The 23178-nt window shown below is 67.8% G+C and carries 18 protein-coding genes; 7 read left to right on the forward strand and 11 right to left on the reverse strand.

Going from position 1 to position 23178, the window contains the following annotated elements:
* Positions 1 to 24: 24 nt before the first annotated feature.
* Entirely contained in the window at positions 25 to 2691 is a 2667-nt protein-coding gene (ppc, locus tag DD559_RS01575) for a phosphoenolpyruvate carboxylase (RefSeq protein ID WP_116467646.1), read from the reverse strand.
* Positions 2692 to 2805: 114 nt separating this feature from the next.
* Between ppc and DD559_RS01580 the strand changes: the two genes are divergently transcribed.
* Positions 2806 to 3609: an oxygenase MpaB family protein gene (locus DD559_RS01580; protein ID WP_240610076.1), complete on the forward strand. Its 804-nt coding sequence runs from the start codon at positions 2806 to 2808 to the stop codon at positions 3607 to 3609.
* Between the two features lie 4 nt (positions 3610 to 3613).
* Here the strand turns inward: DD559_RS01580 and DD559_RS01585 are convergent, their stop codons facing one another.
* Entirely contained in the window at positions 3614 to 4273 is a 660-nt protein-coding gene (locus DD559_RS01585; protein WP_116467648.1) for a YoaK family protein, read from the reverse strand.
* Positions 4274 to 4355: 82 nt separating this feature from the next.
* Between DD559_RS01585 and DD559_RS01590 the strand changes: the two genes are divergently transcribed.
* Positions 4356 to 4988 (forward strand): trimeric intracellular cation channel family protein, encoded by a 633-nt coding sequence (locus DD559_RS01590; RefSeq protein ID WP_116470640.1) that lies wholly within the window; start codon positions 4356 to 4358, stop codon positions 4986 to 4988.
* A gap of 12 nt (positions 4989 to 5000) precedes the next feature.
* On the opposite strand, the gene DD559_RS01595 is transcribed toward DD559_RS01590, so the two are convergent.
* Genes DD559_RS01595 through sppA form a run of 3 tightly spaced genes read right to left on the reverse strand, consistent with a single transcriptional unit; the run spans position 5001 to position 7865 of the window.
* Positions 5001 to 5363 (reverse strand): STAS/SEC14 domain-containing protein, encoded by a 363-nt coding sequence (locus DD559_RS01595; protein WP_206364418.1) that lies wholly within the window; start codon positions 5361 to 5363, stop codon positions 5001 to 5003.
* Positions 5364 to 5403: 40 nt separating this feature from the next.
* Positions 5404 to 5967 (reverse strand): GNAT family N-acetyltransferase, encoded by a 564-nt coding sequence (locus DD559_RS01600; protein WP_116467650.1) that lies wholly within the window; start codon positions 5965 to 5967, stop codon positions 5404 to 5406.
* Positions 5964 to 7865: a signal peptide peptidase SppA gene (gene sppA, locus DD559_RS01605; protein ID WP_116470641.1), complete on the reverse strand. Its 1902-nt coding sequence runs from the start codon at positions 7863 to 7865 to the stop codon at positions 5964 to 5966. The genes DD559_RS01600 and sppA overlap by 4 nt, the downstream gene beginning before the upstream one ends.
* A gap of 204 nt (positions 7866 to 8069) precedes the next feature.
* On the opposite strand from sppA, the gene groES reads away from it, so the two are divergent.
* Together groES and groL are read left to right on the forward strand one after the other, a co-directional pair.
* Positions 8070 to 8357 carry a co-chaperone GroES gene (gene groES / locus DD559_RS01610; protein WP_010544804.1) on the forward strand — a complete coding sequence of 96 codons (288 nt, stop codon included), beginning with the start codon at positions 8070 to 8072 and terminating at the stop codon, positions 8355 to 8357.
* A gap of 56 nt (positions 8358 to 8413) precedes the next feature.
* Positions 8414 to 10057, forward strand: coding sequence for a chaperonin GroEL (groL, locus tag DD559_RS01615; RefSeq protein WP_116467651.1), 1644 nt, complete (start codon positions 8414 to 8416; stop codon positions 10055 to 10057).
* Between the two features lie 288 nt (positions 10058 to 10345).
* On the opposite strand, the gene DD559_RS01620 is transcribed toward groL, so the two are convergent.
* A complete protein-coding gene (locus DD559_RS01620; protein WP_116467652.1) occupies positions 10346 to 12334 on the reverse strand; it encodes an oleate hydratase in 1989 nt (662 codons plus the stop codon).
* A gap of 92 nt (positions 12335 to 12426) precedes the next feature.
* A complete protein-coding gene (locus DD559_RS01625; RefSeq protein WP_116467653.1) occupies positions 12427 to 12975 on the reverse strand; it encodes a hypothetical protein in 549 nt (182 codons plus the stop codon).
* A gap of 166 nt (positions 12976 to 13141) precedes the next feature.
* On the opposite strand from DD559_RS01625, the gene DD559_RS01630 reads away from it, so the two are divergent.
* From DD559_RS01630 to DD559_RS01640, 3 genes are all read left to right on the forward strand, one after another.
* Complete coding sequence (locus tag DD559_RS01630; protein ID WP_116467654.1) at positions 13142 to 14299, forward strand: phosphoserine transaminase; 1158 nt, start codon at positions 13142 to 13144, stop codon at positions 14297 to 14299.
* A gap of 143 nt (positions 14300 to 14442) precedes the next feature.
* Positions 14443 to 16020 (forward strand): phosphoglycerate dehydrogenase, encoded by a 1578-nt coding sequence (gene serA, locus DD559_RS01635; RefSeq protein ID WP_116467655.1) that lies wholly within the window; start codon positions 14443 to 14445, stop codon positions 16018 to 16020.
* Positions 16021 to 16040: 20 nt separating this feature from the next.
* On the forward strand, positions 16041 to 17138 hold the full coding sequence (locus DD559_RS01640) for an ATP phosphoribosyltransferase regulatory subunit (RefSeq protein WP_116467656.1): 1098 nt from the start codon (positions 16041 to 16043) through the stop codon (positions 17136 to 17138).
* Positions 17139 to 17159: 21 nt separating this feature from the next.
* On the opposite strand, the gene DD559_RS01645 is transcribed toward DD559_RS01640, so the two are convergent.
* Genes DD559_RS01645 through DD559_RS01660 form a run of 4 tightly spaced genes read right to left on the reverse strand, consistent with a single transcriptional unit; the run spans position 17160 to position 23041 of the window.
* On the reverse strand, positions 17160 to 18593 hold the full coding sequence (locus DD559_RS01645) for a mannitol dehydrogenase family protein (RefSeq protein ID WP_116467657.1): 1434 nt from the start codon (positions 18591 to 18593) through the stop codon (positions 17160 to 17162).
* Between the two features lie 32 nt (positions 18594 to 18625).
* Positions 18626 to 19618 (reverse strand): aspartyl protease family protein, encoded by a 993-nt coding sequence (locus tag DD559_RS01650; RefSeq protein WP_116467658.1) that lies wholly within the window; start codon positions 19616 to 19618, stop codon positions 18626 to 18628.
* Positions 19619 to 19671: 53 nt separating this feature from the next.
* Positions 19672 to 22086: a ligase-associated DNA damage response DEXH box helicase gene (locus DD559_RS01655; RefSeq protein WP_240610077.1), complete on the reverse strand. Its 2415-nt coding sequence runs from the start codon at positions 22084 to 22086 to the stop codon at positions 19672 to 19674.
* Positions 22087 to 22126: 40 nt separating this feature from the next.
* A complete protein-coding gene (locus DD559_RS01660; RefSeq protein ID WP_133243757.1) occupies positions 22127 to 23041 on the reverse strand; it encodes a hypothetical protein in 915 nt (304 codons plus the stop codon).
* Between the last annotated feature and the right edge of the window lie 137 nt (positions 23042 to 23178).

Raw genomic sequence — 23178 nt, forward strand, 5'->3', positions numbered from 1 at the left:
TGGCGTCCCGAGAGCGCTGATACGTTAGCCGCTATTCCGCAGCGCCGTCGCGATTGCGTTGATCGACAGCAGGATGCCTTCGCCGATCCGGGGATCGTCCTCGCCCGCGCGGTGGCGCTTCATCAGTTCGATCTGGAGCAGATTGAGCGGCTCGATATACGGCAGCCGCAGCCGGATCGAGGTGTCGAGCAGCGGGTGCTTTTCCAGCAGCCTGGTCTGGCGCGTCACCTGCAGCAGCCCGTCATGCGTCTGGTCCCACCCGCTGCGGATCCGCCCGAAAATGCCGTCGCGCAGTTCGGCCTCCTCGACCAGCGCAGCATAATGGCTGGCGATGCCCATGTCGGACTTGGCCAGCACCTGCTCCATATTGTCGAGCGTCGCACGGAACAGCGGCCAGGCGCTGGCCATTTCGCGCAGCAGCCCCTTGTCCTCGAACGCTTCGAGCGCCGCGCCGACGCCGTACCAGCCCGGCAGCATCACCCGCGCCTGCGCCCAGCTGAACACCCAGGGGATGGCGCGCAGATCCTCGATCGCGTCGCTCTTCTTGCGGCTGGCCGGGCGCGAGCCGATCTTGAGGCCGGCGATCTCGGCGATCGGCGTCATCTGGCGGAAGAAGGTGGTGAAGCCCGGCGTCTCGTAGACGAGCCCGCGATAGGCGCGGAACGCGGTTTCCGAAAGCTGGTCCATCGCCGCTGCGAAGCGATCGGCGTCGGCAGGGGCGAGCTGTTCGGGCTCGAGGCTGGCGAGCAGGGTGGCCGAGGCCATCGCCTCCAAATTGGTCATCGCGCTTTCCGGCGAGCCGTACTTGGCGGCGATCACCTCGCCCTGTTCGGTGATGCGGATGCGGCCCTGCACCGTCCCCGGTGGCTGGGCGAGGATCGCCGAGAAGCTCGACCCGCCGCCACGCCCCACCGCGCCGCCGCGCCCGTGGAACAGCTGCATCGCCACGCCCGCCTGCTCGAACACCGGCTTGAGCGCGGTCGAGCCGCGGCTGAGCTGCCAGGTCGAGGTGAGGTAGCCGCCGTCCTTGTTCGAATCGGAATAGCCGATCATCACTTCCTGGTGCCCGCGCGCCGCGGCGATGGCGGCGACTTCGGGCAGGCCGAGCCAGGCCTCCATGATCGGCGGCGCGGCCTCGAGATCGGCGATCGTTTCGAACAGCGGGATCGCCATGATGTGCGCCTGCGGGGTTTCGCCCGGCACATAGAGCCCGGCTTCCTTGAGCAGGACATGCACCTCGAGCAGGTCGGAGACCGATTGCGCCATCGAGACGATATAGTGGCGGATGCAGTCGCGCCCGTAGCGCGCATGTGCCGCCGCCGCCTCGCGGACGATCGCCAGCTCGGACGCGGTTTCCTCCGAATAGACCGCATAGGGGCTGGTCAGCGGCCGGGCATTGGCCAGTTCGCGGCGCAGCAGATCGATCCGCGCCTGCTCGTCGAGCGCGGCATAGTCGTCGCAGACGCCGGCCGATTTGAGCAGTTCCGCCACCACCCGTTGATGGATCGCGCTGTTCTGGCGCATGTCGAGCGTGGCGAGATGGAAGCCGAAGGTTTCCACCGCGCGGATCAGCCGCCCGAGCGCGCCGCCGGTAGCGAGTGGCCCGCCATTCGCCAGGCCACGCGCGATGGCGACGAGATCCTCGCGAAACTCCGACGGATGGCCATAGGGTGCAGCCGGGATCGGCGAGGGGCGGCCGGGGCGCTTGCCGACCAGCTTTTCATGGGTGGCGGAGAGGCGCGCATAGATGCCGGTCAGCGCACGCCGATAGGGTTCGTCGCTGCGGCTCTTGCCGGTGTCGCCGCTCGCCTCCGCCAGCTTCAGCACCGCCTCCGGCACCTCGGTATGCTCGGTCGAGATGGACAGTTCGGCGCCCAGTGCGTGGACCGATTCGAGATAATGGTCGAGCACCGTCTCGGCCGCGCGGGCGAGCGCGAAGCGCATCGATTCGGCGGTGACGAACGGGTTGCCGTCGCGGTCGCCGCCGATCCAGCTGCCGGGGCGCAGGAAGCTCGGCGCGTGATCGCCCAGCGCGCGGTCCCAGCGGGCGTAGAGCGCGGGCAGGACGGGCAGGAACACGTCGCGGAAATAGGACAAGGCGGTCTCGACCTCGTCGGGCACGCCCAGCTTCTCGCGGCGCAGGACGCGGGTCTGCCAGAGCAGCGCGATCTGGCGGAGGATCGCCTCCTCCACCTGGTCGCCGTCCGCCGTCTCGGTCACGCCCTGGTCGCGCAGCCGCATCAGCTCTGCCACGCGATTCTTGTGATCGATCATGGACTTGCGCCGCACCTCGGTGGGATGCGCAGTGAGCACCGGGCTGACCAGCGCATGGTCGAGCAGCGCCATCACCGGTTCGCGGCCGATGCCGGCCTTGGCCAGCCGCTCCAGCGCAGCGGCGACATCGGCATCCTTCTCGGTCGCCACGCCCTGGCGATCCTCGGCGAGATTGGCGAGCATCGAGAACAGCATGAAGCCGCGCACGAAATCGAGCGTTTCATCAAGGCTCAGCCGATCGAGGCCGGAATCGATCGCGCCCGCACCCGCGACACCGCGATGGCGATCGACCGAGGTCGCGCGGATATATTCGATCCGCTTGAACAGTGCCTCGCCGCCATAGGCACGGATGACGTCGCCCAGCAGCCGCCCAAGAAAGCGGATGTCGGGATTGTTGGTGATTGCGATGCTGGCCATGTGCGCGATTGCTGCACTGCAAAGCGAACGCGGTCAACTTGTTCGCGCTATCAGACTCCCTAGCTTAAGGCCATGGATTTAGTTGCATTTGCAACCCACAGCGCCCGGCGCGCGATGATCGGCCAGATCCGGGCGGTATTCAATGATGCCGCACGCGGCGAAACGCCGGTCGTGCGCCGGCCGGACGGGCTCTTCGGCCCCGAATCGGTGGTGTGGCGTGTGCATGGCGACGTGACCACGATGATGGTCGGCGGGGTCGCGGCGCTGCTGCTGCAAATGCTCCATCCGGCCGTGCTGGCGGGGGTGTGGGACCATTCCAAGTTCCGCCACGACATGCTCGGCAGGCTACGCCGCACCGCGCGCTTCATCGCGCTGACCAGCTATGGCGGCCGCGACGAGGCCGAGGCAGCGATCGCCCGGGTCCGCGACATCCATCACCATGTCCGGGGCACGCTGCCGGATGGAACGCCCTATCGCGCCGACGATCCCCGGCTGCTCGCCTGGGTGCACGTGACCGAGTCGGTGAGTTTCCTCGACGGCTGGATCCGCTATGCCGAGCCGGCAATGCCCCGGGCGGACCAGGATCGTTACTTCGCCGAGTTCGCACAGGTCGCCGAGGCGCTGGGCGCGGATCCGGTGCCGCGGAGCCGCGCCGATGCGATGGCGCTGATCGCCACGATGCGCCCGGCATTGCGTTACGATGCGCGCACGCACGACGTCGCCAGGCTGCTGCTGGAACAGCCGGCGCCGAACCTGGCGACCAAGCCGTTCCAAGCACTGGCTTTTGCCGCCGCGATCGATCTGCTGCCGGATTGGGCGCGGCAGATGCATGGCCGCACCACACCGGCGCTGGCCAAACCGGCGCTGCGGATGGGCACCAGGGGGTTGGCCGAAACGCTGCGTTGGGCGTTCCGCTGAGCGTTCAGCCCGCCGTCACCGGCTGCGGCCGGGTCATGCTCGCCAACAGCAGCGTCAGAATGCCGGCAAAGATCGGCGCCAGCCACAACGCGTTCCAGCCCCAACGGAACTGGCTCTCGGCACCGATCACCACGCCGCTGACGAAGCCGAGCCACAGCGCCAGATACGGCACCCAGCCGAACCTGTCGGCATCGCCCATCAGCGCCGCGGCGAGCTTCTGGCCCATCTTGACCAACGATCCGGTCATGTAGGTCAGGCCGATCGTGACTTCGCCGTCACGCTGAAACACGCCATTCTCCGCGCCCATCGCCCCGGCCATCAGCAGCAGCACGATCGGCCCCGGTGCCACCATCGCGGTTCCAGCCGCGAGCGCCAGCAGCAGCGTGACAACCGCCATGACGACGGGCTGGTGCCGCCGGGGCCGCGCGCGCACGATGACACTGGACAGGATCACGCCCGCCACGAAGCTCATCACCAGCGATGCGGCGATGGCGGCGTCATGCGGGGATCCGCTGCCCAGGCCCACGCCGAGCCGGGTGGAATTGCCGCTCATGAACGAGGCGAAGAAGCCGCCCAGGCTCGTGAAGGCAAGCGCATCGACGAAGCCGGCGAGCGCCGCCAGGAGGATCGCCAGGGCGATCAGCGGGGACTCTGTACGTTGCATGGCTATCCTTTGCCCCAAGCCGGTCCCGCCCGCCAAGAGCCCTTGTTTGACTTCCGCACGCCGCCCACGGCAAATGGAGGCGATGAACGGTTCGGTCGCGGCCCAGATCGGGCCTATCCTTCCCTGGCTCGATCTGTTCGGGATCGCGGTGTTCGCCGCAACCGGCGCGCTGGCGGCAACGCGGCGCGGCCAGACGATCGTCACCGCCACTTTCTTCGCACTGGTCACCGGCGTCGGCGGCGGCACGGTGCGCGATCTGCTGATCGGTGCGCCGGTCTTCTGGATACACGATGCCAGCGTCGCTTCGCTGTGCCTGGGCATGTCGGCGATCGTCTGGATCACGCCCCAGCGCTGGTGGAGCGACCGCAGCTTCGCCTGGCTCGATGCGCTGGGTCTGGCCGCCTATGCGGCGTTCGGCGCCGCCAAGTCCCTCGGCTATGGCATTCCGCCGGTGCCGGCGGCGGTGATGGGCGTGGTTACCGCCTGTGTCGGCGGCATCATCCGCGACGTGCTGGCCGGCGAGCCGTCGATCCTGATGCGGCCGGAACTCTATGTCACCGCGGCAGCGCTGGCTTCGTCGGTCTATGTCGTGCTGAGTCTGCTCGGCCTGCCCCCCTATGCGGCGGGCCTCGCCGCCGCCACCGCCGGCTTCGCGCTGCGTGCCGCGGCGATCGTGTGGAAGCTCGGCCTGCCGGCCTATCGCGGCAGCCGATAGCCCGGCAAAGGCTCAGTCCTCCAGCAGCCAGGCAAGCGCGGCGTCGCGATCCTCGAAGATACGAAGATCGGGCCGCACTTCGGCCAGTCGACGCAGCTGGCGCCGGATCAGCGTGGTCGTCACCACATACGCAAGTTTGCGTGCCCAGAGCGGCCGGACCGAGGGATGGGCAAAGCTGTCGATCACGGCCTGCGCGCTCGCCTGCGGCAGGACCGTGATACCGCTTACGTCGTACAGCGTGCGGTGCTTGCCGGCGTCCGGCCCGAAGGTACGGATCACCGCCCGCACCTCTTCACCGATCCAGCCCAGATCCTCGGGCGACAGCGAGCCGCGCAGGGTTACGTCAATCAGCAGATTGGCGCGATCAACCCGCACCTCATGGCCAACCGAATGCGGCACGACGCTTGGAACCGGATCAGGCGCGCACCAGTCCGACGTCGCGGAACGGCCGCGGCTCCACCGGCGGGGTTGCGGGCGCGTTGAGCTCGCACTGCCAGATGCCGACATCGATCCACTGGCCCTGCTTGTAGCCGACTTCGCGGAACACGCCGGCGCGGCGGAATCCTACCGCCTCGTGCAGCGTGATCGATCGATCGTTGGGCAGCGCGATAAAGCCGATCGCATGGACGAAGCGCTGGGCGCGCAGCGTGTCGATCAGCGCCTCGTAGAGCAGCCGCCCCGCGCCGCGCCGCTGTACCGGCTCCGCCATGTAGATCGACGTTTCGCAGACATAGCGATAGGCCGGCCGTTCCCGGAACCGCGTGGCATAGGCATAGCCCACCACCGCGTCGCCGAAATCATCGGTCTGGGTGGCGACCAGCCAGGGATACAGCCCCTCGCTCGCCGCCATGCGCGCAGCCATCGCCGCCGGATCGGGCGCCTCGGTTTCGAAGGAAACCGTGCCGTGCAGCACATGCGGCGCATAGATCGCCGCAATCGCTTCCGCATCCCCGGCCGTCGCCGGACGAATACCGATCACTTCGCCATCCCCAGCGCCAGCTGGAGCAGGGCGAGATCGCCCGGCTGCGCGCTCGGCACGCCCAGCGCCATGCATTCCAGGCAGCGCGCCTGCACCGACCCGCTCTGGCTCAGCCGCTTCGCATCGCCCAGCGCCTGGGCCAGCAGCATCCGCCGCTCCCCGGCGATGCGGGCATAGGCATCGCCACCGGCCGGCGCATCCGCCCAGCCGCCATCGTCATCGTCGTCATTGCCGAACGAACCCAGGCCGGCCGCCACTGCCGCGGCAAAGGCGTTGGGCTTCTTGGCGAGATAGACCGGCCGCACCTTGGCGGGATCGAGCCCGGCGCGCTTCGCCGCTTCGGCGAGGGCGTCGTTCAGCCCGCCGAAGCGATCGACCAGGCCGATCTGGCGGGCGATGCCGCCGATCCACACCCGGCCCTGGCCGATCTCGTCGACCCGCTGCGGGGTGAGCTTGCGCGAGGCGGCGACCAGCCCGACGAAGCGACCATAGCCGGCCTCGATCGCCGATTGCAGGATGGTGTCCACCGTGGCGTTGGTGCCGCCATAGACGCTCGGCTGGCCGGTGAGCGGCGTGCTCTCCACCCCGTCGGTGGTCACGCCGATCTTGGCGAGGCTGTTCTCGAAGGTCGGGATGATGCCGAAAATGCCGATCGAGCCGGTGATGGTGTTCGGCTCGGCGAAGATCACGTCGCCGGCGGTGGAGACCCAATAGCCGCCGCTTGCCGCGAGGCCGCCCATCGAGACGATGATCGGCAGCTTCTGCGCCTTCGCTTGGAGGATCGCCTGGCGCATCTGCTCGGACGCCATCGCCGATCCGCCCGGCGAGTCGACACGGACGACCAGCGCCTTGAGCTTGCCGCCCTTCAGCCCGTCGAGCACCAGCTTGCTGATCGTGTCGCCACCCGCGGTGCCGGCGCCGCCCTTGCCGTCGACGATCTCGCCGGCAATCGTGATCACGCCGATCGCGTCGCCGCTGGTCGGCAGCGGGTTGGCCTGCAGCCAGTCGGCGAACTTGATCGCGTTGAAGTTGCCGGCACGGGCACCGTCCGGTGCACCGACCAGCTGGGCGACATGGCGGCCGAAGGCGATCCGGTCGCCGAGCTGGTCGACCAGACCATATGCCTGGTTGGCGGCAGCGATGTCGCCCTTGGCGGCGGTGATCGCCACGTCGGGCTTCATCAGGAAATCGGCGATGCGGGCCTTGGGCCGCGCCTTCTGGATGCCCTCGCGCCATTGATCGAGCAGGCCGCCATAGAGCGCGGTGTTCGCCTCGCGCGCCTCGGGCGACATGTCGGCGCGGATATAGGGCTCCACCGCCGACTTGAACTTGCCGACCTTGTAGACATGCACGTTGATGCCGAGCTTGTCGGTCAGGCCCTTGTAATAGAGCTGGCGCCCGCCCGGCCCCATGAACAGCGATCCCCCCATCGGATGGACCCAGATTTCGGTGGCATTGGCCGCGATCTGATAGCCGCTGTCGGTATAGGCGGTGGCATAGGCGAGCACCGGCTTGCCGGCGGCCCGCACGCGGCCCACCGCGGCGGCGACTTCACTCACCGTGGCGGGATAGCCGCCCATGAAACTGTCGAGATCGAGAACCACCGCCTTCACCCGGCCATCGCCCTTGGCCGCATCGAGCGCGCGGATCACATCGCGGGCGCTGATCTGGCGGGCGGCGCGGGCACCGCTAAGCGCCGCAAGCGGGTCCCCTTCGCTTTCCTGCTCCACCAACGCCCCGTTGAACGCCACCACGAGCGCGCCGTCGCGAATCGTTGCCGGTGTAGGGCGGTGCGACAGCGCGGCGAACAGCGCGGAGAAGAACAGGAGCAGCAGGATCAGGACGAGCAGGTCCTTGATTCCGACGAGTATCTTCCAGGCGGTACGAACCAGCTTCACCGGCAGCTCCTCAAAGCGTATTGCTTTCATCTGCTACCGGATGCGCCCGACAGAGGCAACGACCCGTATTATCGCGCCAACACGGCGAAAAAAGTTGCGCCGCCCCCCGTTGACGAAGTGAAATCGCCTCCACATATCCCGGGTGTTAGCACTCCGGGGGACCGAGTGCTAAACACCGAAATCCACCTGAAAGAGGATCAGGCAATGAACTTCCGTCCGTTGCACGACCGCGTGCTCGTTCGCCGCGTCGAAGCCGAGGAAAAGACCGCCGGCGGGATCATCATCCCCGATACCGCCAAGGAAAAACCGCAGGAAGGCGAAGTCGTCGCCGTCGGCACCGGCACCAAGGCCGAAGATGGCAAGGTGACCCCGCTCGACGTCAAGTCGGGCGATCGCATCCTGTTCGGCAAGTGGTCCGGCACCGAAGTGAAGGTGAACGGCGAAGACCTGCTGATCATGAAGGAAAGCGACATCCTCGGCATCGTCGGCTGAGCGACCTCGCGAACCTCAACTACCTGAAACTTAGCGAAATTTGAAAGGGCAGTCCCATGGCAGCCAAGGACGTAAAGTTTTCGCGCGACGCTCGTGAGCGCATCCTGCGCGGCGTCGACATCCTCGCCGACGCGGTGAAGGTCACGCTGGGCCCGAAGGGCCGCAACGTCGTGATCGAGAAGAGCTTCGGCGCGCCCCGCATCACCAAGGACGGTGTGTCGGTCGCCAAGGAAATCGAGCTCAAGGACAAGTTCGAGAACATGGGCGCGCAGATGGTGCGCGAAGTGGCCTCGAAGACCAACGACATCGCCGGCGACGGCACGACCACCGCGACCGTTCTGGCGCAGGCGATCGTCCGCGAGGGCATGAAGTCGGTGGCCGCCGGCATGAACCCGATGGACCTGAAGCGCGGCATCGATCTCGCCGTCGCCAAGGTCGTCGACGACGTCAAGGCGCGCTCCAAGCCGGTTTCGGGTTCGCAGGAAGTCGCCCAGGTCGGCATCATCTCGGCCAATGGCGACCGTGAAGTCGGCGAGAAGATCGCCGAGGCGATGGAGAAGGTCGGCAAGGAAGGCGTGATCACCGTCGAAGAGGCGAAGGGTCTCGAATTCGAGCTCGACGTCGTCGAAGGCATGCAGTTCGATCGCGGCTATCTCTCGCCCTACTTCATCACCAACCCGGAGAAGATGGCGGTCGAGCTCGCGGATCCGTACATCCTGATCCACGAGAAGAAGCTGTCGAACCTGCAGTCGATGCTGCCGATCCTCGAAGCGGTCGTGCAGTCGGGTCGCCCGCTGCTGATCATCGCCGAGGACATCGAAGGCGAAGCGCTGGCGACCCTGGTCGTCAACAAGCTGCGCGGCGGCCTGAAGGTCGCAGCGGTCAAGGCACCGGGCTTCGGCGATCGTCGCAAGGCGATGCTGGAAGACATCGCCGTCCTCACCAAGGGTGAAGTGATCAGCGAAGACCTCGGCATCAAGCTCGAGACCGTCACGCTCGGCATGCTCGGCACCGCCAAGCGCGTCACCATCGACAAGGACAACACCACCATCGTCGATGGCGCCGGTGAAGCCGAGTCGATCAAGGCCCGCACCGAGCAGATCCGCCAGCAGATCGAAGTCACCACCAGCGACTACGACCGTGAGAAGCTCCAGGAGCGTCTCGCCAAGCTCGCCGGCGGCGTGGCCGTGATCAAGGTCGGCGGTGCGACCGAAGTCGAGGTGAAGGAGCGCAAGGACCGCGTCGACGACGCGCTGCACGCGACCCGCGCAGCCGTTGAAGAAGGCATCGTCCCCGGCGGCGGCACGGCCCTGCTGTACGCGACCAAGGCTCTCGAAGGCCTGACCGGCGCGAACGAGGACCAGACCCGCGGCATCGACATCGTCCGCAAGTCGCTGACCGCGCTGGTGCGTCAGATCGCCAGCAACGCGGGCCAGGACGGCGCCGTCGTCTCGGGCAAGCTGCTCGACCAGACCGACACCTCGTTCGGCTTCAACGCCGCGACCGACACCTACGAGAACCTCGTGGCGGCCGGCGTGATCGATCCGACCAAGGTGGTGCGCACCGCACTGCAGAACGCGGCTTCGGTCGCCGGCCTGCTGATCACCACCGAAGCCACCATTGCCGAGCTGCCGGAAGACAAGGCCGCAGCCCCGGCGATGCCGGGCGGCATGGGCGGCATGGGCGGCATGGACTTCTGATCGTGACGGCCCGGGGCAGCCTCGGCTGCTCCGGGACTCGGCCACGATCCGGACGGCGGGCGGCCAAGCCGCCGACCCGACCGACGGCGCGAATGCACTTCGCGCCGGTCCGCTCGAAGCACATAGAAAAGGGCCGGCGGAGCGATCCGCCGGCCCTTTTTTGTTGGCGTCCCCCTCACCCTTCCGCCGCTTCGCGGCTCCCTCCCTCTCCCACAAGGGGAGAGGGAGCAGTACGCCGCATCTCCCTCTCCCCTTGTGGGAGAGGGAAGGGTGAGGGGGACTTGCCCCTTACCGCTCCTTCACACCGGCCATCCAGCCGCGCACCGTATCCGCCGCTTCGTTTACCCACTGGCTCCCGCGCCCGAACAGCCCCGTGAGCTCTTCCTCCACCCGGTGCAGCGCATCGCCGTCCTTCTCGGGCAGCGGCGGCAGGATATGGGCGAAATAGCTCTTGCCGAGCAGCCGGTGGAGCAGCCGTTCGCCCGGAAAGGGTTCGCCATTGTTGAGCGCGCGCGCCCCGCGCAGCAGGTTGCGGATGTCGTATTGGGTGGGGCTGATGTCCGGCACCTGCTTCAGCACGCCCAGCAGCGTGTAGACGCCGATCCGCGCGGTGCGGATCGAGCTTTCCATCGTGAAGACGATGTCGTTCGCCGTCTCCACGAACTGCCCGACCAGCGCGAGATTGGTGCAGCCCTCGGGCACCACCGCCGGCCGATCCCCGGCGGCGCGCGGCATGAACTCGGCGGTGATGTACGGCATCAGCGCCAGGCGAACCTTGGTCGCCTCCGCCACCGCCCCCACCTGGTCCTCGCCGATGCCGAGATGGAAGCAGATCTCCTCCAGTATCTCGCGACCGGTGCAATCGGGCATCGCCTTGGCCACCTTGTCGCCGGCCACGTCCATCCGCAGCGCATAGGCCCATAGCACCAGCACGTCCTCGGGCTGGTCGGGGAAATGCGGCTGGCGGTTGCAGGTGACGCTGAGCAGCCATTTCGAGTCGGTGAAGGTGAGGATCCCGCCGGTGACGGTGCGCCCCGAATAGGGATCGTTGACCGCGAGTTCCTTCAGCCGATCGACCAGCGGCGAGGGCCGGCAGGTGAGCGTCGCCGATTCCCACATCGAGCGGGCGACATCGCCGCAGAATCTGTCCGGCGCACCGAACAGCGGCGATTGCGCGGCGAGGTTGCGCCACAGCGTCCAGTCGCTGTCCGCCCCCGGATCATGCGCGCCGCGGGCCAGCACCGGTGCCCGGTCCATGTCGCCATAGGCGGTACCCTCGGTCATCGAACCCGGCAGCACGAAGACAAGGTCCTCCGCCGCCACCGGCAGCACCGTCGCCGCGCCGCCGATCATCGCCCGGATGCCGGTGACGGTGCGCTTCTCGCCCTCCACGGCGAAATCGAGATCATAGGCTCGGGTATCGAACTGGAAGCACACGCCCTGTTCCCGCAGCATCTTGGTGAGCGGGCGGACGAAGCTGTCGAACTGGTCGTATTTCGGGAACACCACCACCGACATGTCGGCAAAGCCATCCACCGAATCGAGGAAGCGGTGGAGGTAGAGCTTCATCTCCAGCAGGCTGTGCCAGGGCTGGAAGGCGAACATGGTACGGAACAGCGCCCAGAAATTGGTTTCGAAGAAACCGGCGTTGAAATAGCTGTCGATGGTGGCATCCCCCACCTCGTCCTTGCGCTTGAGCAGCAGCCGGACGATCTCCCACTGGTCCTTGCGCGACAGGCCGAAGCTGCGGAAATCCTTGATCGCGCCCTGCTGGTGCATCAGCCGCGCTTTGGAATAATTGGGGTCGCGATCGTTCACCCAGCGATATTCGTCGAGCACGCTGTAGCCGGCGGGCAGCTCCAGCGCGGGGACATCCTGGAACAGGTCCCAGAGATTGTCGTAATTCCAGTTCATCTCGCGGCCGCCGCGGATCAGATAGCCACGCTCCGCATCGCCGGCGCCGTCCAGCGACCCGCCCTCGATCTGCGCGGCATCGAGGATGGTGATGTTCTCCGGCGGCATATGGCCGTCACGGATCAGGTAGAAGGCGGCGGCCAGCCCGGCGATGCCGCTACCGACGATCCATGCCTTGCGGTTCGCCACACCCGGCGTCGGCAGCGGGCGGTTGCGGGCATAGGGGCTCCAGAAGTCGGGCGGCGGCAGGGTATTTTCCGCGCGCTGGCACCAATAGCCGGCGGTCGTGTCCGGCGCATGGACAAAGCCTTGCGGCGCAGCATTGGCCTGCGCGGCGATCCATTCGGGGGTGGGACGGGGCATGATGCGATCCTCCTGAATCCAGCGGGTGTGTCGCCGCCGGATTCAGGCAGATCTGCGCAGGCGCGTATCCGTAATGTTGGCAGGCTGCGGAATCAGTCCTTGCGATCGTCCTTCTTGTCGTCCTTGTCGTCGACGGGGAGCGACGGCACGGCCGCGCGCGCCGTGGCGGTCGGCGCAGCCGGCGGCTTGCAGCCCTTCGAGACGCCCAGGCCTTTCAGATAGGCGCGGCGGATGGTGCCGCCATAGAGCGCGGCGGTGAGCCGCTTCTCCTGCTTGTCGGCACCGGTCACCATCCGCACCAGCCCGAAGCCGGGGATCAGCGCGCCGACGATCGCACGGCTGCCGGCGGCGGCGATCGCACCGCCATTGCCGCCCTTGGCTTCGGGTGCATCGGCATCGGTACCCAGCACGCCGTTGAGCTCGACGATGCCGGCGCGAATTTGTGCGCAGCTCTTGGTACCCCGCGACGAATAGGGTGCGGAGGCGGCGAGCAGCAACACGTCGGGAATCTTCTTCTCGTTGATGCGCAGGTCGCGCAGCGGCGCCTGCGCGCCGTCGCCGACGCTCTGTTTCTGCTGCTGCGCCAGCCCCGGCGTCGCCAACAGGATTGCGGCCATCCCGGCCGCCAAAATGATCCGCATCTTCAGTCTCCCTGTTGTCCTGCAAAGCTGCGCAGCAAAGGCGTGGGGCGGCAACATTGTTCCATCGCAACGATGTGCGGAATTGACTTTTGTGCGCCCGCCGTTAGGGCCGTCGACGGGCCACGCGGTCCCAACGCCGCGCGTGCTCTCTGCAAGGAGAGACTATATGACTGATTTGACTGCCGCCGACGCCATTCTTGCGCCTGCGAAGCCCGCCACCAAACCGGCGCGTCCCTATTTTTCCTCCGGTCCTTGCGCCAAGCCCCCGGGCTGGTCGCCCGAGAAGCTCGCCGTCGAGTCGCTCGGCCGCTCGCACCGCTCGAAGCTGGGCAAGAACCGTCTCCAATATTGCATCGACCTGATGCGCGAGCTGCTCCGCCTGCCGGACACGCACCGCATCGGCATCGTGCCGGGCTCGGATACCGGCGCCTTCGAAATGGCGATGTGGACGATGCTCGGCGCCCGCCCCGTCACCACGCTCGCCTGGGAAAGCTTCGGTGAAGGTTGGGTCACCGATGCCGCCAAGCAGCTCAAGCTCGATCCCACCGTGCTGCGCGCCGATTACGGCCAGCTGCCCGATCTGAACGCGGTCGACTGGTCGAACGACGTGCTGTTCACCTGGAACGGCACCACCTCGGGCGCGCGCGTGCCGAACGGCGACTGGATCCCGGCCGACCGCGAGGGCCTGAGCTTCGCCGACGCCACCTCGGCGGTGTTCGCCTATGATCTGCCCTGGGACAAGATCGACGTCGCCACCTTCTCCTGGCAGAAGGTGCTGGGCGGCGAAGGCGCGCACGGCGTGCTGATCCTCGGCCCCCGCGCGGTCGAGCGGCTCGAAACCTACACCCCCGCCTGGCCGCTGCCCAAGGTGTTCCGCCTCGTCTCCAAGGGCAAGCTCGCCGAGGGCGTGTTCAAGGGCGAGACGATCAACACGCCGTCGATGCTGGCGGTGGAAGACGCGATCTTCGCGCTCGAATGGGGCAAGGGGCTGGGCGGCGCCGAGGGGCTGATCGCCCGTTCGGACGCCAATGCCGCCGCGCTCGACAAGATCGTCGCCGAGCGCGACTGGCTGGGCCACCTCGCCGAGGATCCGGCGATCCGTTCGCGCACCAGCGTGTGCCTGACGGTCGAGGGCGCCGATGCCGACTTCATCAAGAAGTTCGCCGGCCTGCTCGAAAAGGAAGGCGCGGCCTATGACGTGGCCGGCTATCGCGACGCGCCGGCGGGCCTGCGCATCTGGTGCGGCGCCACTGTCGACACCGCCGATATCGAGGCGCTCGGCCCCTGGCTCGACTGGGCCTACGCCACCGCCAAGGCGGGCTGACCTATAGCCCTCTCCCCTCCGGGGAGAGGGTTGGGAGAGGGGCAGGACGATGCCGACTCTCCCGACGTTTGCGGTTCAAGACACATTCCCCTCTCCCCGGCCCTCTCCCCGGAGGGGAGAGGGAGCGAAGATGGAGCATCCAAATGCCCAAGGTACTGATTTCCGACAAGATGGACCCCAAGGCCGCGCAGATCTTCCGCGAGCGCGGCGTCGAAGTGGACGAGATCACCGGCAAGACGCCCGACGAGCTCAAGGCGATCATCGGCAACTATGACGGCCTCGCCATCCGCAGCTCGACCAAGGTCACCAAGGACATTCTCGAGCACGCGCCGAACCTGAAGGTGATCGGCCGCGCCGGCATCGGCGTCGACAATGTCGACATCCCCGCCGCCTCGGCCAAGGGCGTGGTGGTGATGAACACCCCGTTCGGCAACTCGATCACCACCGCCGAACACGCCATCGCGCTGATGTTCGCGCTCGCCCGCCAGCTGCCCGAGGCCGATGCCTCGACCCAGGCGGGCAAGTGGGAGAAGAACCGCTTCATGGGCGTCGAGCTGACCGGCAAGACGCTGGGCCTGATCGGCGCGGGCAATATCGGCTCGATCGTCGCCGACCGTGCCATCGGCCTGCGGATGCGGGTGATCGCGTACGATCCGTTCCTCACGCCCGAGCGGGCGCTGGAAATGGGCGTCGAGAAGATGACGCTCGACGATCTGCTGCTGCGCGCCGACTTCATCACGCTGCACACCCCGCTGACCGACCAGACCCGCAACATTCTGAGCCGCGAGAATCTCGCCAAGACCAAGAAGGGCGTGCGGATCATCAACTGCGCGCGCGGCGGCCTGATCGACGAGGCGGCGCTCAAGGAAGGGCTGGAGAGCGGCCATATCGCCGGTGCCGCGCTCGACGTGTTCGCGGTGGAGCCCGCCAAGGAGCACCCGCTGTTCGGCACGCCGAACTTCGTCGCCACCCCGCACCTCGGCGCCTCGACCACCGAAGCGCAGGTCAATGTCGCGATCCAGGTCGCCGAGCAGCTCGCCGACTATCTGGTCACCGGCGGCGTCACCAACGCGCTCAACGTGCCGAGCCTCTCGGCCGAGGAAGCGCCGCGCTTGAAGCCGTATATGGCGCTGGCCGAGAAGCTGGGCAGCCTGGTCGGCCAGCTGGCGCATGGCGAGCTCACCAGCATCGCGATCGAAGTCGAGGGTGCGGCGGCCGAGCTCAACCAGAAGCCGATCACCAGCGCGGTGCTCGCCGGGCTGATGCGCGTCCATTCGGACACGGTGAACATGGTCAACGCGCCGTTCCTCGCCAAGGAGCGCGGGCTCGACGTGCGCGAAGTGCGCCATGACCGCGAGGGCGACTATCACACGCTGGTGCGGGTGACCGTCGGCACCGAAGCGGGCGATCGATCGGTGGCGGGCACGCTGTTCGGCAACGCCGCGCCGCGCCTGGTCGAGCTGTTCGGCATCAAGGTCGAGGCCGATCTGGCCGGCCACATGCTCTACATCGTCAACGAGGACGCGCCGGGCTTTATCGGCCGGCTCGGCACCACGCTGGGCGAGGCGGGCGTCAACATCGGCACCTTCCACCTCGGCCGTCGTTCGGCAGGCGGCGAGGCGATCCTGCTGCTCTCGGTGGACGAAGCGGTGGACGATGTCCTTCTCGCCAAGGTCCGCGCCCTCCCCGCCGTGAAGACCGCCATGGCGCTCGGCTTCTGAAGCCATTAGGGGAGGCGCCCATGACTGGTCTCCTCCCCGAAGGGTTTCACGATCGCCTGCCGCCTGCCGCCGATGCCGCGGCGCGGCTCGAAACGCGCGTGCTGGGTCTCGCGCGTCTCTATGGCTATGAACAGGTCGATCCGCCGCTCGCCGAATTCGCCGACGAGCTGGCGACGCGGCTCAAGACCGGCGCGGTGCGCGATGCGGTGCGCTTCGTCGATCCGGTATCGCAGCGCAGCCTTGCCATCCGCCCGGACCTTACCGCGCAGGTCGGCCGCATCGCCGCCACCCGCATGGGCCACCATCCCCGACCCGTGCGGCTCTGCTATGCCGGACAGGTGCTCAAGCTGAAGGCCCCCGCGCTCGATCCGCGCCGGGCGATGCGCCAGATCGGCTGCGAGCTGATCGGCCGCGACAGCGTCGCCGCGGCGATGGAAGTCGTCCGCGTCGCGATCGAGGCGCTGCAATCGGCGGGCGTCGAGGGCCTCGCCATCGATTTCACCCTGCCCGACCTGGTCGATACGCTGGCCAGCGGCACGCTGCCGCCGGAAAAGCTCATCGCACTGCGCGAGCGGCTGGACGCCAAGGATGCCGGCGCCGTCGCGGCGATCGATCCCAACTATCTGCCGCTGATCGAGGCGGCGGGTCCGTTCGCGGGCGCGATGGCGAAGCTGCGCGCGACCGATGCCGGGACCGCGCTGGCAAGCCGGATCGACGGCCTCGCCACCATCGCGGCCAGCATCCCGGCAGGCGTCGCGCTGACGCTCGACCCCACCGAACGCCATGGCTTCGAATACCAGACCTGGCTGGGCTTCTCGATCTTCGCGCGCGGCGTGCGCGGCGAGATCGGCCGCGGCGGCACCTACACCGTGGTGCATGACGGCGGGCGGGAGGAGCCGGCAGTCGGCTTCTCGCTCTACGCCGATTCGATCCTGGATGCCGGCATCGGCGGCGATGCGCGGCGGCGGCTGTTCCTGCCCTTCGGCACCGACGTCGCCACTGGCGCCGGTCTGCGCGCACAGGGCTGGGTGACGGTGGCGGCGCTGGAGGCAGAGGATACGCCGCAGGCGCAGCTCTGCACCCATGTATTGCAGGACGGCGTGCCGACAGCCCTGTAGGCTGCCAGCACTTTCCGATCGTCAGCCGGCCAGCAGGTCGCGCAGGTCCCCGGCTTCGATCTTGGCGAACGCCGCCGCAACGGCATCGCGATAGCGGGCATCCTCGGCCACGCGTGCCGGGAACACCTGGCGCAGCGCCAACGCCGCATCCACCGGCGCCTCGGCGATTGCCGCCGCCGCAAGCGTCTCCGCCAGCGGATCGGTGATCGCCTCGCCCGCACGGGCCTTGGCGCCGAGGAACGCGATCCACGCCGCCACCGGCACCGCCAGCCGCGTCACCGGACGCCCGGCATCGAGCGCCGCCGCCGTGGTATCGAGCAGGCGATAGGGCAGCTTCTGCGAACCGTCCCAGGCGATTTGCGACAGCAGGTGCCGGATCGCCGGGTTGCGGAACCGATCGAGCACCGCATCGACATAGCCGGGCACGTCCAGCCCATCGACCGGCCCCAGCGAGGCAGCGATGTCCTGATGCGCCAGCCGCGTGACGAAGCCGCCGAGCACGGCATCGGACATCGCCTCGAACACCGTTTCATGGCCCAGCATCAGGCCGATATAGGCCAGGCTGGAATGGCTGCCGTTGAGGATGCGCAGCTTGGCCTGCTCATAGCCGCGGACGTCGCTGGTCAGCGTGACGCCGGCCGCCGCCAGATCCGGTCCGTTGGCCATGTCGAACCGCTGCAACACCCATTGGGTGAACGATTCGCGCTGCACCGCCGCCTTGTCCTCCACGCCCAGTTCGCCTGCCACCTTGGCGAGGAACGCGGCGTCGCTGGCCGGGGTGATGGAATCGACCATCGAATCGGGGAAGGCGACCTCGGCCGCGATCCAGTCAGCCAGGCCCGCATCCCATTCGCGCGCCAGCGCGACGCATGCCGCACGGAGCTTTCCGCCATTGCCGGTCATGTTGTCGCAGCAGAGCATCGCGAAGGGTGCCTCGCCCGCCGCACGGCGGTCGGCGAGGCCTGCGACGATCCAGCCGATCACGCTGGCCGGCTCGGCCGGGCGGGCACGATCCTGGACGATATCCGGATGATTCATGTCCAGGATGCCGTCGCCGCCCAGGCAATAGCCCTTCTCGGTCACCGTGCTGGTGGCGATCCGCACCTCGGGACTGGCGAGCAGCGCGCGCAGCCGTGCGCCTTCGCCGGGGCCGATCGCATCGGAATGCGCGGCGATGATCCGGGTGGAGGGCGTGCGATCGATCACCGCCAGCGTATAGAGCCCGTCCTGCGCCTTCAGCGCATCGGTGGTGCTCCCGCTGCGCAGGGACACCGCGGCGATGCCCCAACGCGGATCGGAATCGAGCACCTTGTCGACGAATGCCGCCTGGTGGGCGCGGTGGAACGCACCGGGTCCGAAATGCACGATGCCGGTGCGGATCGCGGCCAGATCATGGCCGGGGCGGAGGATGCCGGCAGGAAGCCCGGCGAGCGCGGCGCGCGAAAGCATGGTCATATGGTCAGGCCAATCAGACCCGACGGGTAAAGTCAATCGCGCGGGGCCGTCCGTTGCCCACCGCCCAGCAACGCCGCATGCGGATCGGGACGCTTGCCCGGCACACCACGCGGCATGAAGAAGCGCACCTGCCGGTTCGGAAAGTCGATCTCCACGCGGCGGAAGCTGCGCATCGCATCCATGCCGAGCATGATCGCTGGCCGGCGGGTCAGGCCGAAGCGCTTGAACGGCTCTGCCTCGGCGAACGCAACGGGCAACGCATCGAACGCGACGTTGCTCACCCGCATCCTTGGCACATGGCCGTACGCCGCCATGGTCTTGGTACCATCCACGCTGGTCAACTCGATCGTCTGCAACAGGCCGACATTCTTGCCGACCTTCTTGCGCAGCGCGTCGTTGCCCATCGTCACCTGCGATCCGGTGTCCAGCACCACCTGCACGCGGGCGTTCCCGTAATAGGCATCGGTGACGATCAGCTGGCCGAACTGGTCCTTGGCGGTGACGACGATCTCGTCCGCTTCATGCTTGGCGTTGCGCTTGCGCTTCACGCTCGGCCGTACCGCCATGATGCCGGTATCGAAATCGATCGTCACCTGATGGTCGCGCAGCGTGTCGATGCCGAGCAGCCCAGCCGCGCCCAGATTATGCGCCTCGAATGCCGGGGCGACGATCGCATGGCTGGTGCCGATCGATTCGATCTGCAGATCGGGCACGATCACCGTCGCCACCACGCTGCGTCCGGTCATTGAGGTGACGCGCACCGGCTCGCCCGGCGCGAGTTCGAGGATGCTCGCCAGCTCCCGCGAAACGACGGTACGTTCAGCACCGGTATCGATGATGAAGTTATACGGACCCTTGCGCTTCACCGCGACTGGCACGGTAAGGCGCGAACTCGTCTCTCCCAGCGCCAGCTGGATCGCATCCGGCTGCACGGTGGCAGGTGCCGTCTCCGGATCCACGGGCGCAGCGGTAGGGCCGCTGGCCAGCAGGCCAAGTAGAATCCATGCGGGCGAGACTCCGAACATTGCAGGAATCTACGCCCGTCGATGTTGCGCAGCAATCCCGCAAAAGAACGGGGTCAATCGAGGCGCATCGCCTCTGCCACAATTGCTTCCGCTTCTTCGAGCAGCACGTCTTCGGTTGCCCCCTGCGCCACCGATTCGCGGCCGATCATGATCAGTACCGGCACCGCCATCGGGCTCACCCGCGGCAGATCGACATGCAGCATTCGCGCGCCCGCCTCGTCGAGCAGCCGCGCAAGCCGGCCCACATCCGTCATCTTGGCGCGGGCATCCTCCCATGCGGCGCGCAGCAGCAAATGATCGGGCTCATAGCGGCGCAGCACATCGTAGATCAGGTCGGTCGAGAAGGTCACCTGCCGCCCGGTCTTCTTCTTGCCGGGATGCTGGCGCTCGACCAGCCCGCCGATGATCGCCACTTCGCGGAACGCCCGCTTGAGCAGCGCCGATCCCTGCACCCATTCGACGAACTCATGCTCCAGGATATCCGGCGAGAAGAGCGGGCGCGGATCGACGATCCTCTCCAGTCCATACACCGCCAGCGCATAATCATTGGCGACGAAGCCCAGCGGCTTCAGCCCCAGCGCCTCCATCCGCCGGGTGACCAGCATTCCCAGCGACTGGTGCGCATTCCAGCCTTCGAAACTGTAGATGACGAGGTGGTGGCGCCCCTCGTGCGGAAAGGTCTCGACCAGCAGCTGGCCGGGTGCGGGCAGCGCGGAGCGCCGATCCTGCGTTTCCAACCATTCGCGCACATCCGCCGGAAACCGCGCCCATTGCCCGCGATCATGAAGGAAGCCCCGCACCCGATCCGCCAGATTGGCGGTGATCGCCAGCCGCGCCCCCATATAGCTGGGAACCCGCGCCTGTTTGGCGGTCGCCCGGACGATCAGGTCCGTCGCCTCCACGCGCTCCACCTCCAGCGCGAGTCCGGCGAAGAAGAAGGTGTCGCCGGGCGAAAGCGACACGGCAAAGCCTTCCTCCACCTTGCCCAGCCGCCGGCCGTTCTTGAACCGCACCTCCAGCATCGGCGATTCGACGATGATCCCGGCATTCAACCGATGCTGCGCAATAAAAGCGGGTTGGGTGACTCGCCACAGGCCGTCCCTGCCCAGGGTGAGCCGCTTGAACCTGTCATAGGCGCGCAACGCATAGCCGCCATCGGCGATGAAGCGGAGAACTGCATCGAACGCCTCCGCGGTCAGCGCCGAATAGGGCAATGCTGCACGTACTTCCTGCAGCATCACGGGCGCAGCGAACGGCGCGGCACAGGCGCAGCCCATGACATGCTGGGCCAGCACGTCGAGCGCCCCGGGGCGGAAATGATCCGGGTCGAGCTCGCCATGCTCCACGGCGTCGAGCGCCGCACGCGCTTCCAGATATTCGAAGCGATTGCCCGGAATCAGCACCGCCTCGCTTGCTTCGTCGAGCCGGTGGTTGGCGCGGCCGATGCGCTGGAGCAGCCGAGATGATCCCTTGGGCGCGCCCATCTGGATCACGCAATCGACATCGCCCCAGTCGACGCCAAGATCGAGGCTGGCGGTGGCGACCAGCGCGCGCAGCCGCCCGTCGGCCATCGCCTGTTCGGCCTTCTGCCGCGCCTCCAGGCTCAGGCTGCCATGGTGCACGCCGATCGGCAGCTTGAGATCGTTGACCTTCCACAATTGCTGGAAGACCAGTTCGGCCAATCCGCGCGTGTTGCAGAACACGATGGTGGTGCGGTGCGTCTCGATCTCCGCCATCACCTGGGGAATGGCGTAGATGCCCGAATGCCCGGCCCAGGGCACCCGGCCCTCGGGCAGCAGGATGGCGATGTCCGGATCGGCGCCCTTCTCGCCCTCGACCAGCGTCACCGCGTCGATGTCGCCATGCGGGGCGAGCCAGGCGCGGTAGCCGTCCGGGTCCGCCACCGTCGCCGACAGCCCGACGCGGCGGAAACCCGGTGCCAGCCGCTCCAGTCGTGCCAGTGCCAGCGCCAGCAGATCGCCGCGCTTGCCGGTGGCGAAGGCGTGGATCTCATCGATCACCACCGTCCGCAGATCGGCGAACATCGTCAGGCTGTCTTCATAGGACAGCAGCAGGCTGAGCGATTCGGGCGTGGTGAGCAGGATCTGCGGCGGCCGCGCGCGCTGGCGGACCTTGCGCTCATGAGGGGTATCGCCGCTGCGCGTTTCCACCCGAATCGGCAGCGCCATCTGATCGATCGGCGTCAGCAGGTTGCGCTGCACATCGACGGCGAGCGCCTTGAGCGGCGAGATGTAGAGCGTGTGCAGCCCCTCAGCCGGCGTCTCGATCAGCTCGGCCAGGCTGGGCAGGAAACCCGACAGCGTCTTGCCCGCACCGGTAGGGGCGACAAGCAGCGCGTGCCGCCCTGCCCGGCCTGCCGCAAGCATCGCCGCCTGATGCCGGCGCAGCGCCCAGCCGCGATCGGCGAACCAGCGGGCAAGCGGGGCGGGAAGAGCATTTTCGGGCACGGCCCCCATGTAGGAACGCGCCGCGCCGAAGGGGAGGCTGTTATCCGGCCAGGCCGTGGCGCCAGGTCCGACGATGCCCTGCCCTGGAGTCCTCCGCGGGTGCCTTCTCCCGACCGATCCGGCTGGCGTCCGCCGGTACGCCCGTGCGGCGCGGCAAGGCCGCCAGGGACAGGACGTAGCCAAGCACCGCACTGCCGCCATAGCCGACCACCGGCGTTGGATAGTCGCCGAGCATCGCCGCGGCGATCGCAGACAGCCAGACCAGGCCGAAGCTCGCTCCGAGCAGGCGATCTTCCGGTCCGCCGGCGATCAGCGGCACCGCCGGCACCAGCAGCAGCAGCGATCCCGCCAGCACCGCGAACCCGGCCACGCCGCCCGATGCCCAGGCGGCGGCATAGACGCGCTCCACGAACGGCGCGGGCGGCACCGTATCCGCCTGGGAAAGGGCAACCGCGCATCCGGCGGCGGCGGCCAGCGTGGCAACCAGCGTCAGCCGCTCCGGCCGGAGCGCCAGGATCAGGATCGTCGACGCGGCCAGCATCGCCGCCATCGCCCGATCGGGCTGGAGCGCCAGCGCCGCACCGGCGACCGCCAGCAGCTCGGCGCGCCCGCGACGCCGCGCGAAGCACAGGATCAGCACCGGCAGGAACACGAAGCTCGGCTGGACCAGCAGGCTCCCCAGCCGTACCCACCGGGTGACGCCGTCCAGCGATGCGCCGAGCAATGCCGTTGCCAGCAGTGCCCCTGCCATCGCGATCGCGGCAAGCGCGGGTACGAAGCGCGCCGACCAGGGGACGTGGTGCAATCCCCACAGGATCAGCAGGCCCGCGACGAGCGCCCCGGACTGGATGCCCAGATACCGAATCGGCGCGCCGCTCGCCGCCAGATGGACGAGCCCCAGACCCACGGCACCCACCGCACAGGCGATGCCGAGCATGTGCGTACGACGAACCATGTGACCGCCCCCTCCAAAGTTTGATTGCAGGCGGCAGCCTAGGCAGCATGAGCGCGTCTGCCAACGGCTCGACCGAAAATTCGCGCGGCTGGATCCCGTATGGCCCGGCGGGGCCGGCGCCCGTGCCCTGGGCAGGC

Source organism: Sphingomonas pokkalii, from assembly GCF_003096275.1.
Lineage (GTDB): Bacteria > Pseudomonadota > Alphaproteobacteria > Sphingomonadales > Sphingomonadaceae > Sphingomonas > Sphingomonas pokkalii.

Excerpts from the sequence above, each read along its gene's own strand:
- ppc (WP_116467646.1), bottom strand. The coding sequence starts at position 2,691 with ATGGCCAGCATCGCAATCACCAACAATCCCGACATCCGCTTTCTTGGG.
- DD559_RS01580 (WP_240610076.1), top strand. The coding sequence starts at position 2,806 with ATGATCGGCCAGATCCGGGCGGTATTCAATGATGCCGCACGCGGCGAA.
- DD559_RS01585 (WP_116467648.1), bottom strand. The coding sequence starts at position 4,273 with ATGCAACGTACAGAGTCCCCGCTGATCGCCCTGGCGATCCTCCTGGCG.
- DD559_RS01590 (WP_116470640.1), top strand. The coding sequence starts at position 4,356 with ATGAACGGTTCGGTCGCGGCCCAGATCGGGCCTATCCTTCCCTGGCTC.
- groES (WP_010544804.1), top strand. The coding sequence starts at position 8,070 with ATGAACTTCCGTCCGTTGCACGACCGCGTGCTCGTTCGCCGCGTCGAA.
- groL (WP_116467651.1), top strand. The coding sequence starts at position 8,414 with ATGGCAGCCAAGGACGTAAAGTTTTCGCGCGACGCTCGTGAGCGCATC.
- DD559_RS01620 (WP_116467652.1), bottom strand. The coding sequence starts at position 12,334 with ATGCCCCGTCCCACCCCCGAATGGATCGCCGCGCAGGCCAATGCTGCG.
- DD559_RS01625 (WP_116467653.1), bottom strand. The coding sequence starts at position 12,975 with ATGCGGATCATTTTGGCGGCCGGGATGGCCGCAATCCTGTTGGCGACG.
- DD559_RS01630 (WP_116467654.1), top strand. The coding sequence starts at position 13,142 with ATGACTGATTTGACTGCCGCCGACGCCATTCTTGCGCCTGCGAAGCCC.
- serA (WP_116467655.1), top strand. The coding sequence starts at position 14,443 with ATGCCCAAGGTACTGATTTCCGACAAGATGGACCCCAAGGCCGCGCAG.
- DD559_RS01640 (WP_116467656.1), top strand. The coding sequence starts at position 16,041 with ATGACTGGTCTCCTCCCCGAAGGGTTTCACGATCGCCTGCCGCCTGCC.
- DD559_RS01645 (WP_116467657.1), bottom strand. The coding sequence starts at position 18,593 with ATGACCATGCTTTCGCGCGCCGCGCTCGCCGGGCTTCCTGCCGGCATC.
- DD559_RS01650 (WP_116467658.1), bottom strand. The coding sequence starts at position 19,618 with ATGTTCGGAGTCTCGCCCGCATGGATTCTACTTGGCCTGCTGGCCAGC.
- DD559_RS01660 (WP_133243757.1), bottom strand. The coding sequence starts at position 23,041 with ATGGTTCGTCGTACGCACATGCTCGGCATCGCCTGTGCGGTGGGTGCC.